The 11,996-nt window shown below is 44.6% G+C and carries 11 protein-coding genes; 7 read left to right on the forward strand and 4 right to left on the reverse strand.

From position 1 onward, the window contains the following. Positions 1 to 74: 74 nt before the first annotated feature. Entirely contained in the window at positions 75 to 512 is a 438-nt protein-coding gene (locus FM038_RS17600; protein ID WP_142874625.1) for a carboxymuconolactone decarboxylase family protein, read from the forward strand. Between the two features lie 12 nt (positions 513 to 524). Here the strand turns inward: FM038_RS17600 and FM038_RS17605 are convergent, their stop codons facing one another. The 3 genes from FM038_RS17605 to FM038_RS17615 form a co-directional block, all read right to left on the reverse strand. After that, positions 525 to 1,874: an amidohydrolase gene (locus tag FM038_RS17605; RefSeq protein ID WP_223292890.1), complete on the reverse strand. Its 1,350-nt coding sequence runs from the start codon at positions 1,872 to 1,874 to the stop codon at positions 525 to 527. A gap of 256 nt (positions 1,875 to 2,130) precedes the next feature. Next, entirely contained in the window at positions 2,131 to 4,593 is a 2,463-nt protein-coding gene (locus FM038_RS17610; protein WP_142874626.1) for a TonB-dependent receptor, read from the reverse strand. A gap of 186 nt (positions 4,594 to 4,779) precedes the next feature. Continuing rightward, complete coding sequence (locus FM038_RS17615) at positions 4,780 to 5,739, reverse strand: choice-of-anchor H family protein (protein ID WP_223292891.1); 960 nt, start codon at positions 5,737 to 5,739, stop codon at positions 4,780 to 4,782. A gap of 313 nt (positions 5,740 to 6,052) precedes the next feature. Here FM038_RS17615 and FM038_RS17620 point away from each other — a divergent pair, with 313 nt between their 5' ends. The 5 genes from FM038_RS17620 (at position 6,053) to FM038_RS17640 (ending at position 10,188) form a co-directional block, all read left to right on the forward strand. Further along, positions 6,053 to 6,394 (forward strand): PepSY domain-containing protein, encoded by a 342-nt coding sequence (locus FM038_RS17620; RefSeq protein ID WP_185965859.1) that lies wholly within the window; start codon positions 6,053 to 6,055, stop codon positions 6,392 to 6,394. A gap of 38 nt (positions 6,395 to 6,432) precedes the next feature. Next, on the forward strand, positions 6,433 to 6,570 hold the full coding sequence (locus tag FM038_RS17625; protein WP_185965860.1) for a hypothetical protein: 138 nt from the start codon (positions 6,433 to 6,435) through the stop codon (positions 6,568 to 6,570). Then, positions 6,567 to 7,277, forward strand: coding sequence for a response regulator transcription factor (locus FM038_RS17630; protein ID WP_142874627.1), 711 nt, complete (start codon positions 6,567 to 6,569; stop codon positions 7,275 to 7,277). Before FM038_RS17625 ends, FM038_RS17630 begins: the two co-directional genes overlap by 4 nt. Next, a complete protein-coding gene (locus tag FM038_RS17635; protein WP_142874628.1) occupies positions 7,267 to 8,652 on the forward strand; it encodes an ATP-binding protein in 1,386 nt (461 codons plus the stop codon). Before FM038_RS17630 ends, FM038_RS17635 begins: the two co-directional genes overlap by 11 nt. A 90-nt stretch (positions 8,653 to 8,742) precedes the next feature. Beyond that, a complete protein-coding gene (locus tag FM038_RS17640; RefSeq protein WP_142874629.1) occupies positions 8,743 to 10,188 on the forward strand; it encodes a DUF3300 domain-containing protein in 1,446 nt (481 codons plus the stop codon). Positions 10,189 to 10,240: 52 nt separating this feature from the next. Here FM038_RS17640 and FM038_RS17645 read toward each other — a convergent pair whose 3' ends face one another. Continuing rightward, entirely contained in the window at positions 10,241 to 10,942 is a 702-nt protein-coding gene (locus FM038_RS17645; protein WP_142874630.1) for a pseudouridine synthase, read from the reverse strand. A 281-nt stretch (positions 10,943 to 11,223) separates the two neighbouring features. Here FM038_RS17645 and FM038_RS17650 point away from each other — a divergent pair, with 281 nt between their 5' ends. After that, entirely contained in the window at positions 11,224 to 11,982 is a 759-nt protein-coding gene (locus FM038_RS17650) for a substrate-binding periplasmic protein (protein WP_223292892.1), read from the forward strand. Positions 11,983 to 11,996 lie beyond the last annotated feature (14 nt).

Here is an 11,996-nt window from a genome sequence, read left to right on the forward strand (position 1 = left end):
CAGTTAATAATTAGAATTATGCACAATTATGTCATCGCAATAAAGCAGCTTTAAACTTCAATAAAGGACATAAGATGACACAACGTATTGATATCGCCCAAACACAACCCGCCGCATTAACCGCCATGATGTCGGTTGAAAACTACCTGGCAGAAACCAGTCTATCTAGCGCACTAAAGGAGCTAATCAAGATCCGCGCATCTATGATCAATCAGTGCGCCTACTGCATTCAAATGCACACTGAAGTCGCCTTAAAGGCAGGAATATCCCAAAATAAACTGTTTGCGATCTCCGCCTGGAAAGAATCTCCATTGTTTGATGATATTGAGCGTGCAGTGCTCGCCCTCACCGATGAACTCACTCTTGTTTCACAAGCAGGGCTAAGCGATGAGACTTATCAGCAATGTCTTTCGTTACTCGGTGAAGAGCAAGTTTCACAGGCCATTATGCAGGTCATCATGATCAATACCTGGAACCGATTCGCCGTTGGAACAAAGATGACGCATCAATAAGCAGACTAATACTTATTTGGCATTAAACAGATCCATGGCACTTCGGCTCATAACCCTGACGCCAGTGCTGATAGTCAAAGGATAATCAGGGGAAAACTTGCTCGAGTGCAGTGATGGTAAGCTTTCTCCTGAAGCCATACTCGCTTCATACAGTTCCGGCTCTACGGCCCCAAGCCAGAATATGGTGATGGGGCGCTTCTGTGCCGTGAGGCCATAGAGACCAAAGTCTTCACCGGCCATCACAGGCTCCGCTTTCAGCACATTGGCTTTACCTATCTCGGCCTCAATGCTCGCTTGAACGCTCATTGCTAATTCAGGATCATTGTAGGTAGAGGGGATAGTCTCATCCTCATGAACATAGACCACTGGCATTAAGGATTCTGGCACACCCGCACTTATGGCTATGCCTTTTGTCATACGTTTGATAGCGGCTATCTGTTGCTCACGTACTTGAGGATTATAGGAGCGCAAGGTGAGCTGTAACTTGACTTCATTAGAAATAATGTTGTGTTTAGAGCCACCATGGATAGAGCCCACCGTAATGACATTGGGCTCCAGCGGAGAGATTTCACGGCTCGGTATCGTCTGCAACGCCATCACAGTTCTGGCGGCTAATACCACTGGGTCGATAGTCATGTGAGGATAGGCGCCATGGCCTCCCTTGCCTTTAACGGTAATATCCACCGAATCAACATTCGCTAAGGCATAACCCGGTGCAATGGCGACCTTGCCCGCAGGAACACTTGCACTGACATGCAAACCGAGTACATGATCGGGAGTCGGAAACTCAGTAAATAAGCCCTGTGCTAACATGGCTTTGGCGCCGCCACCGACTTCTTCAGCGGGTTGCGCCACCATCATCAAGGTGCCTTGCCAATCGCTTTTATGTTTAAGCAGTTGCTCAGCAGTGCCGATTAAACTGGTCATATGGATATCATGGCCACAGCCATGCATGATGCCAACCGTCTTATTATCGGCATCTGTTGTGGTGACAGTCGATGCATAGGGCTTTCCTGTTTGCTCTATGATTGGCAAGCCATCGATATCTGCACGGATCATCACTGTCGGGCCATCGCCATTTTTGAATATGCCTACGACACCATAGCCACCGTAATTATCCGTCACTTCAAAACCCAGTGCCGAAAGCTCCTTCGCCATTCTTTGCCCGGTCGCCTTCTCTTGATAGGAAAGCTCAGGATGTTGATGCAAGTGTAAGTAAAGCCTTTCTAAATCCGGCAGGGCTTTATTAACTGATTGAACGAACTTTGCATCTGATTGGCTTGCATGAACCTCTATCCCGGCTAGCGGGCTTGATATCATAAGAACGAGGGCAAGTGACTGGCATAATTTTGTGGGTTTCATCGGCTTCCTCTTTTTATTCGCGGCCAAGTTAACAATCAAGACAGATAAACTAGCATAGAAAAATCAATAATCTAATAGAATTGAAGTGGGTAGCTTTTAAATTTAAACGGATAGATTTTGAATTGAAGTGGAAGAATTAAAACAATCTTTATATCACTAAAAAAAGCGCAGCCCCAAGGCTGCGCTTTCAAAAGCTCAATGGTCAAAATGACGAGCTCGTCGCTAATAGCTAATAGCTCGTAACTAAGCGTAGAGCTTACAACTGATAGTTAAAGGTCAGCTTGGCATTACGCTCTTCACCAGGCATACCGCCTAGGAACATCGCCTTATTGTAATACACCTCATTGAACAGGTTGTTGACGTTCAACTGTAGCTTCCAGTTATCCGCTTGATAGCTGATGGCCGAATCAAATACCGTATAACTCGGCACATGACCATCAGGAATACCGAATGAACTTGAGTTAGTACTGCGATCATCGACGTATTTTGCACCTAAGCTGATATCAATCGGGCTAGAGAGTGAGAACATGTCGGCGCCATAGGTGACCCAAGCACTGGCTGTCACATAAGGCACGCCCTTTTGACGAGTATCATAGCTGCTGCGATTAGGATCTTTCTTATCACGCGCATCCTGATAGACACCGTTGACGTTAATCATCCACTGCTCATTGAGATGAGCATTCATATCTAACTCGACACCTGTGGTCTCTTCCTTACCATCATAGAAGTTTTTCGGCACATTAGACCCTGAAACACCGTCTTCATAGTCAGGATTTGAGTATTGCAGGTTAGTACGTGAACTCTTAAAGAACACTAAAGAGGTCAGCATCTGATCGTCAAATGCCTTGATACGCATGCCTAAGTCATCACTGATAGATTCAGAGTCCAGTCTGTCTGAACCATCACCTTCAACGCCGCCTAACATGCTGTAAGCTGTACGGCCTTTAGAATGATTGACGAAGAATGACAGGTCATCGGTTGGCATATACGTCACACCTAAGTTATAGGTGATGCCATCATCACTGGTATCCGCTTCAGGCGTAGGTTCAGCAGCACTGGCGCGATACCTTTCATCGACACCGAAATGCTCATAACTTTGTTTAATCTCGTTAAACGCCACGCCGATACGTGTGGTAAAGCCGTAACCGAAATAGCCAACATGTTGCAGGCCAACGCCCCAGGCACTCACCTTCTTGTTGTAGTTACTGGTCATCAGAGGGTCGTGATCTTCAAATGAACCTTCAGCCCAATTTGGATTACGAATGTCATAGATGTAAGGCAACTGTCCCTGATAGATGACATCACCTGCCTTGTTCTTTATGACCTTATCGGCATCATAAATTGAGTACTGTTTGAAGCGAATATCACGATCTTCGAAATTGGCATTCACTAACAGCTCATTGTCGATACCACCAAGTTCGAAGTCATATCTCAAGTCAGCAAAATACTGCCAAGAGGTTTCATCGGCTGAGACCTGACGATACTCCTGACGACGAGCCGCAAACGGGTAAAGTACGCCATCTTCAAGTAGTGGTGCACGTGGGTCTGCATTGATGGTGCCCTTGCGGTCCCAATATACATAATTGTATGCGCCGGTTTGACGGGCAAAACCTGAGGTGTAATCACGATATTGCAGTTGCTGGTTCAGAAATAGGTTTTCATTGAGGAAGATATTATGAGTCAGCTTGAATCTCAGCTCTTCACCTTCATTATCCTTAGCCATAGGCGAGATAATGCCGTTATGACCGAAAGCGTAAGGGGTTAAACCATCGCTAGTAGCTAATGAGTCCGCTAACTGCTGGCGCTGCTCATCAGTAAGCTGAATACCTTTACCTTCTGGATCGTTAGTTAAGTCTTCCCAACCCGCTTGCCCAGCCGTTTTTCCATCAACAGATTCGGCGTTATAGATGCGGATTGGATGGCCGATAGAGTCAACAGCAATGGCATCCTTGATATAGGAAGCCGATAACATCAGATCCTGACCGTCGTCGAACACATATTTGAGTGAGGTATAGACTTCATCACGATCGGTACCGATATCACGGTAACCATCACTGCGAGCCGTTTTAGCAACGACGCGATAGGCTAGCTTATCACTCAATCCACCTGTGCTATCGATACTCAGCGCATAGGAATCCCATTGACCTAACTCGACACCGATATCATGACGGCTTTCAAATTCAGGTTTCTTCTCAATAAGGTTAATCACGCCGCCAGCGCTGCCCATGCCATACAAACCTGTCGCTGGGCCTTTGAGTACTTCTACCGATTCGACATTAGTCAGTGAGCGCGTTGGATTGAAGATGTTACCGAGTCCTGCACCACCATACATACCGTCATAGGTATAGTTAGCTCCCAGTCCACGGATCACTAAGTTATCACCGATACCATAGTTGTTACCCGCTTGGGTCACACCACTGATATTGCGAACCAAATCTTGCAGGTTATTCACGCCCTGAGCATTGATCAGCTCTTCATCAACGATGACGACAGCCGCGGGTGTTTCCATTAACGACATATCTGACTTTGTCGCTAGACCTGAATTCATGACCACTTGGTTTTGTCTTCCATAGACAGTGATACGCTCTACATCCTTGTTTTTCAGCTCTTCTGCTTGCACTTTTTCTGGTGCTTGAGTCTGCTCATTCGCAGCAAGAACCCCTGGAAAAAACGCTGATGCGCAAGCGACAGCAAGTAGTGAAAAACGAAATTGTTGCATCGATATTATCCCCCTTTAGTATTATGGGCGGAATGATAATGATTATCGATAGCATTGCAACATTTGTTTCACCATCAGATACAAAGATGTGATCTTTGTATCTGAATTGGTGGGGTTTTCTGTTGTTTTTTACAAAGTAAATATCGTGAACGGCTAAATTATCGGTACTGAATATCGAGTTCTAGGCTAAATCCAGCGACGTTTAATGCCTAAGCCAGCTAATATCAGCATACTCAGGAATGACAAAGCCCCACCACCATGGCCTTCACTACTAGAATCTCCCCCTGTATACACAGTGTCTCTATCGCTGCTCTCTAACGGTAAAGCATACAAATTGTCGGTATCATCTGAACTAATCGTGGCAACAATATCGTCGAAGCCCACCTCGTAAAGATCGACAAGTACATCATAATGGTCTGTGTAGTAGCCATTATGCAGAGTCGTCAGTACCTCAAAATCATCATCAGTTGAATCCCCGATAATGGTAAAAATATCAGTGCTGTAATAGTGAACCCATGGACCACCATCTCGACTCAGATAAAGCTCTGCGTAGACATCAGCGACCTCGACGGCATCGGGGCCATAGACATCGGCATCGAACGTCACGCTAAATGTTTGATAAAAGCCGTCACCATCCTCATCGACGAACAAGCGGCTAGTCGCTTCATAAATCGAGAACTCATGGTAAATGGGATTAGAAAAGGCCTTAGGCACCGTCGACTGGGCATCATCAATCGTTGATTTTGACTGGCTTTTATTGACTGCATACTTGGGAGAGATGTTGCCACTTTGGTGTTCGGCAATGACCTGTTCACGAGTTTTAGGGTTTAAGTTCGGTAAAATTAGCGGTGTCAGTTGCTTCAATTGGTTTACTCGAGCGTTCAGCTCATCCTCTTCCACCGATTTAGCTTGGTTTCCAACTGAATATGTCTGCGAGTTGAGCTTCTCTATTTTGCCAATAGTATCATCATCACTTGCATAAGCATTTGGGGTCATTGAGATAGGCGCTGCAACAATCATAGAAAGCAAAAAGATTCTTTTAAGACCTCGGATACCAGTTGCATTTTCTCTTGTCGAACTTTCAAATCGCAGACCTAGATGACTTTTCTCGCAAGCTTGGTTGTTATTCATATTCACATTCATCATTAAAACCTCATAACCTCTGTCGTTGAGGCCATTAAAGACGAGTTAACGTGAACATAAGCTGAACGTTTAACCTAGCTACACAGGCGCTGGTTAAGTTAACCTCGATTCTGATTCTAATAGATAGCCCTCTGTCATCTTGCGTTCATCTTTGCTGGGTTATATCTATAAGGGACCCTTATACCGATTGGTATTAGCCCTTGAACTGACAAGTTCATCTTGCAGCTCTAGTAAACAAGTCTTTAAAAACTTGTGTCTTAAGAATGGGATATTTAAACTGGTAGCAGAACTAGCACTCAATCATCGGACATACTCAATGAAATTGGCTTCAAGTACGGCATTAGTATTAATCACATCGACATGTTTACTGTTTCCATTACAGGGTTCTGCGTCGAGTGTCTCTAATCTGTCTGTCGTTTCAGCCTTAAGCTCAATGGGCGCCGCCGCTCAGTCCAAAAAGCCCGCTAAGCGATTAAAAGTCACTAGCTCTCAACAGGCAGCCCAATTAGTAAAACGTCAATATCCAGGCAAGGTCCTTAAGGTACAGTCGAGCCGAGTCAATGGTAACCCAGGTTATCGAGTCAAATTACTGTCCAGTTCTGGGGCCGTTTTTTATGTCTCGGTCGATGCCAAAACCGGCAGCGTACGTAGGAACTAACTTCAGCTTAAATAATACGAACTTATTGGGATGACCGAATGCGAAAACTGTTAGTTGAAAATAAATTAGAGCGGCAGAGAAACCAGAAGCTGCATCTACTCTTGAACGCAAACTTCACCTTAGGTATTTCAAGTGATGGAAAAGACAGTTTGCTCTATAAAGGGATAACACAATGAGGATACTACTCGTTGAAGATGATTTAGAGTTACAGGCAAACCTTAAACAGCATTTGATTGATGCCAACTTTACTATTGATGTCGCCAGTGATGGAGAGGATGGTCTATTTCAGGGAAGTGAATACTCTTATGATGCGGGGATCATAGATGTGGGCTTACCTAAGCTTAATGGTATCGAATTGATCACTAAGCTCAGAGAGCAAGAGGTAGACTTTCCCATCTTGATCTTAACCGCCCGTGACAGCTGGCAAGATAAGGTCGAGGGCTTAGATGCTGGCGCCGACGACTACCTAACAAAACCTTTCCATCCTGAAGAGCTAATCGCCAGGCTCAATGCCTTGATCCGTCGCTCAGCGGGTAAGTCGAGCCCATTAGTCTACAATGGACCTTTTAGCATCAATACCAGTACGTTAGAAGTAAAAAAATCTGGTCAGCTAATGAACTTAAGCAGTTCAGAATATAAACTTTTCGAGTTTTTTATGCTTCACCCCGGTGAGGTTAAATCTAAAACCGTACTGATTGAGCATATCTACGATCAAGACTTCGACTTAGACTCAAATGTCATTGAAGTATTCATCCGCCGTCTGCGTAAGAAGTTAGATCCTGGTAATGACCTAGGCTTGATAGAAACACTCAGAGGACAAGGTTACCGTTTGACGCCATTGGTCAAATCAGAACCAGATGAAGATGGATCGGATGCTAAGTAAACTATCAAGTCTGACAAACTCGCTCAAGGCACGTCTTATTATCAGCGCGCTGTTGCTGATATTAGTCTTGTTGCCCTTAATAGGCTTTACTCTGAACGATGCCTTCAAACAGCAAGTCTCTGCATCAGCAAAAAATGAACTGAAAGCCTATCTCTATTCTATTTTAGCGGTAACAGAGATAGATAATGGTCAACTTTTAATGCCTGAGGCGTTGGCAGATAATCAGTTTAACGTGATCCAGTCAGGCCTGTTTGCACTCATTTCAACGCCAAGCCCCGATAAGAAAACAACCAGTGTCACTTGGCAATCTAACTCGTTTCTGGGGCTGGATCTCCCGGACAATTTACCCCAACCAGAAATCGGTCAAAGCCAGTTTGAGGAGATTGTGATTGATGGCCAGCCACATATCATCTACAGCTACAGCGCCAGCTTCGAGCGAAAAATATTATCCAATGATGGACTGAGTACTGAGAACATCGCCTTTCCGATCACGGTGCACATCATTAAAGATCAGCTCGACTACCAAGCGCAAATAGATTTATTCAGTCAACACCTTTGGAGCTGGTTACTGATCTTGATGGTTTTCCTTGTTTTGGTTCAACTGGCATGGCTACTGTGGACCCTCAAACCTTTGGCACAATTTAAGCGTGAGCTTAACGACATTGAGCAAGGCAAAGCTACCGAGATTAAGGCTAACTACCCTAATGAACTTCAGGCCGTTGCAAAGCAGCTTAATACCTTACTCAATACCGAACAAAGTCAACGAAAACGCTATCGAAATGCGCTATCAGATCTTGCCCACAGCTTAAAAACACCACTGGCGGTAATTCAAAGCCAGAAAGATCTCAGTAAGAGTTCATTCGAGCAAACTAACATCATTAGCCGCATAATTAGCCATCAGCTTAAGCGAGCACAAACCGCAGCCGGCGCCTCTTGGCATTTAGGGACCGCAGTCAATAAGGTTGCCGATAAGTTAGTTAGGACCTTACCTAAGATTTACCGAGAGCCTCAGATAGCGATCAGCGCAAATGTCGATAACGAGTGTATTTTCAAGGGAGATGAAGCCGATCTGACCGAGATATTAGGCAACCTGCTCGACAATGCCTGTAAGGCGGCCAAGCAAGATGTGCAGTTAACGGTGACGACTGAAAACAACAAGCTCTGCATTATCATTGAAGATGATGGCTCGGGCATTTCACCAGAGAAACAGAGTGAAATTTTTGAGCGTGGCATTCGCGCCGACTCATATCAACAGGGGCATGGTATTGGCTTAGCTATTGTCCGCGATCTCGTCGATAGCTATCAGGGTCAACTTTCAGTATCGAGCTCAGAGAGACTCGGAGGCGCAAAGTTCAAGCTTGAATTTAACACCTAACGCTTAAGCGCACTTTTACCTTTCAGCTTACGTTCATCTTCACCGCTTTATAATCGGTTAACAATCATAAAACTGGTGTTTGGAGACGATATGAACATATTCACTCGGCAAAATAGAATGGGGCAGCGGCTGACCTTGCTGACCCTGTTCACTGTCCTAGCCCTCAGCCTGCTTGCACCATTTTCTCAAGCGCTGGCAGAAACCAATGACCAAGAAGCCAGCTTTAGTGAAGCTGAGCTAGCACAGATGCTCGCGCCTATCGCCCTATACCCAGATAGCCTGCTGACTCATATTCTTATCGCATCAACCTACCCATTGGAACTTGTGCAGGCAAAACGGTTACAGGGGAAGAATAATTTACTGCCAACCGAGCAGTTAATGGAAAAAGCCAAAGATGAAGAGTGGGATCCCAGTGTCACCGCCCTACTTGCTTTCCCCACAGTGCTTGAAAAACTCAGTGAAGACCTAGAATGGACACAAGATTTAGGCGATGCTTTTCTTCAAGATGAAGAGAGAATGCTCACCGCCATTCAAACCTTGAGGCATCAAGCCGATGAGGCCAATAGCTTAGCCGAAATGGAAAATATGCAGGTCAGTCGCGTTGATAATCAGATCATCATAGAGCCGGCGCAAAAAGAAGTTGTTTATGTTCCCTATTACGACCCAAGAGTCGTTTATGGTCACTGGGCTTGGTATAACTATCCACCAGTATATTGGGCGCCGTATCCATATTATGTACGCCCGCCTTATGGACACTTCTACTGGCACCGCGGCGTTCATATCTCATTTAATTATTACTTCAGCGCCTTCCATTGGCACAAACGTCATGTGGTCGTCGTGCATCATAAAAATGCCCGTCATTACCGTCACCATGGCCGCATAGTCACCAGCCATGGCGCACAGAGATGGCACCACAAGCCTGTTCACCGTCGTGGCGTCGCCTACCGTAGTCCCGTCGTGAAGCACAGATATAACAGCCATCGCCCAAGTACTATGCACACTAATCAGGTTCGCAAGGCACAGTACAATACGATTACACGCACGAATACTGGTACTAAGACTCATAGCAAGGCTCATAACAATACTCATAACAAGATGAAGGCTAAACGTAATGGTTCGCCTAGCCAGAGTAAACAAACGAGCAATTTAAGCCATTACAACAAGCAAGTGGTCAAACAGCGTGAGCAAAAGTTTGCTAATCAGATGCATCACAACAGAAATATGCAGTCCAATACCCGTACGGTGAATAAGCACGAGAGCAGTAAGTACAAGGCGAGTAATAACCAGCATAGGGCTCAAACTAAGCCTGTTAAACAGCCACAAACATACTATAAACCATCATCAAATAGGCAGACACAGACCAAGGCGGCGCATAAGCAGTATCAAAAATCGCCGTCTCAAGTACAACAAACGCGAGCTAAGCCAACTCAGCAGCCAAGCCACTCCTCAAATATGAGAAGCTCAAATCAGTCTCGTACAAAGAGTTCAAACCAGAGTCACAGTAACAGTCGCTCTCACACGAAACAGAGAGACTAGAACTAATATCGGTGAAATAGAAACAGCGAGACTAAAACAAATATCGCTGTTTCTAATTATTAAACCCACTTACCTCATCTTCGGTCAGGTAGCGCCACTGACCCACTTCAATATCTAATTTAAGTTTACCGACCTGCTGTCGATGTAGACCCACCACTCGATTACCCACAGTAAAAAACATACGCTTTACCTGATGATAGCGCCCCTCACTAATGGTCAGTAACACCTCTTTAGACGTTACAACCTCTAACTTGGCAGGCAAGGTCAATTTAGCTTCCCCCTGCAACTGTAGCCCCTTGGCGAAGCGCGCTTTCAGCTCCACAGCCTCAGCCGCTGTGATGGCATCGCGTAAGCTGACTCGATAGACCTTTTCACAGTGATATTTAGGGTTGATGATATTGAAAGACCAGCGGCCGTCATCAGTAATAAGCACTAAACCTGTAGTATCAGCATCTAACCGTCCAGCAATGTGCAGATCGCAAGCTCGCTCTATATCGACACAGTTCATGACAGACGGGTAATCGCCATCGACATTTGAGCAGAGGGTATCTATAGGTTTATTTAGCATGATGTAACGCGAAGGCCGGGCGATAAGCCGCTGACTATCGAGCAAGATAGTATTATTTTCATGAACTTGAGTCTCTGGCGTGGTAATGGTCTCGCCATTAACGGTCACCTCACCTTGCTCTATCTGAGCGATCGCTTGCTTGCGAGAATAATCAGTACTTTTACAGAGAAATTTATCGAGACGCATATTTTATAGAAGAGTAGAAGTGACAGTGCGACATTATCTCTTTCTCTCAACCAGGGTCAACTCCAGTCAAAGGTATAAATAGAGAATGAGTGAATAGGGCCTAAATCAACATTTACTGCGGAATATACTTTTAGGGGGTGGAAAACTCACAATATTCAGGTACAAGTAATCAAGGTTAAGCTAATATTGAATAGCTCATTCATTTAGCTTTATTCGTTATTTATACTAATCGGTATAAATATTAGCCAGTTAAACATTTCATCAATCACCATGGATGGGCAATGATAAAACTTATCTTCTTTATGCTATTGCTAACACAGGCCTGCTTTGTCTCTGCTGAAAATAGGATATTACAAGCAGATATCAGACATAGACCTCCTCAGATGGTCATTGAGCATAACGTTTCTTCTGGTCCCTTGAAGGATCTGCTCGATGAAGCCGCTGAAAATATTGGCTATAAAATAAAATGGCGCATAGCCCCTTTTGCCAGAAGCTTAAAAGACTTGCAAAATGGCAGGATAGACATAGTGCCAAGAGTTATCAAAACCGAACAAAGACAAACCTTTATTGACTACCTAGGCCCTATAGGTCTTCAGCAAAAAGATATTCTTTTTTTAGTCAGAAAGGGTCATGAAGATAAGCTTCAACACTACGATGACCTGTATAAATATGAGATAGGCGTCAAACGAGACACTGCCTATTTTAAGCAGTTCAACAATGACCTTAAACTCAACAAGATCTTGCTATTAGACGATAAAAACATGTCGAGCATGTTTGCAGTAAACAGGTTTGATATCATGATCGTGCTTGATAAAAATTCAATTGAACAAGCATTTAAAAAAATCGGTTTTACTGACTATGCTTACGCTGACTATAAGCACAAACAAAATGTTGGCATCTTCTATGGGTTCTCTAAGTTATCGCCAGATAGAAAAATAGCTGCAGCACTAGAACAATCACTGTTAGAACTGTCACTCTCAGGTCGCATCAAACAAATTTATCTCGATCACAAACTTTCAGCGCCAGCTCAGAGGTACTGAAGCCACAACACCCA

This window comes from Shewanella eurypsychrophilus (assembly GCF_007004545.3).
Classification (GTDB): Bacteria; Pseudomonadota; Gammaproteobacteria; order Enterobacterales; family Shewanellaceae; genus Shewanella; species Shewanella eurypsychrophilus.

Coding starts and splice junctions, on each gene's coding strand:
- FM038_RS17600 (WP_142874625.1), top strand. CDS start 75: ATGACACAACGTATTGATATCGCCCAAACACAACCCGCCGCATTAACC.
- FM038_RS17605 (WP_223292890.1), bottom strand. CDS start 1,874: ATGAAACCCACAAAATTATGCCAGTCACTTGCCCTCGTTCTTATGATA.
- FM038_RS17610 (WP_142874626.1), bottom strand. CDS start 4,593: ATGCAACAATTTCGTTTTTCACTACTTGCTGTCGCTTGCGCATCAGCG.
- FM038_RS17615 (WP_223292891.1), bottom strand. CDS start 5,739: ATGATGAATGTGAATATGAATAACAACCAAGCTTGCGAGAAAAGTCAT.
- FM038_RS17620 (WP_185965859.1), top strand. CDS start 6,053: ATGAAATTGGCTTCAAGTACGGCATTAGTATTAATCACATCGACATGT.
- FM038_RS17625 (WP_185965860.1), top strand. CDS start 6,433: ATGCGAAAACTGTTAGTTGAAAATAAATTAGAGCGGCAGAGAAACCAG.
- FM038_RS17630 (WP_142874627.1), top strand. CDS start 6,567: ATGAGGATACTACTCGTTGAAGATGATTTAGAGTTACAGGCAAACCTT.
- FM038_RS17635 (WP_142874628.1), top strand. CDS start 7,267: ATGCTAAGTAAACTATCAAGTCTGACAAACTCGCTCAAGGCACGTCTT.
- FM038_RS17640 (WP_142874629.1), top strand. CDS start 8,743: ATGAACATATTCACTCGGCAAAATAGAATGGGGCAGCGGCTGACCTTG.
- FM038_RS17645 (WP_142874630.1), bottom strand. CDS start 10,942: ATGCGTCTCGATAAATTTCTCTGTAAAAGTACTGATTATTCTCGCAAG.
- FM038_RS17650 (WP_223292892.1), top strand. CDS start 11,224: ATGATAAAACTTATCTTCTTTATGCTATTGCTAACACAGGCCTGCTTT.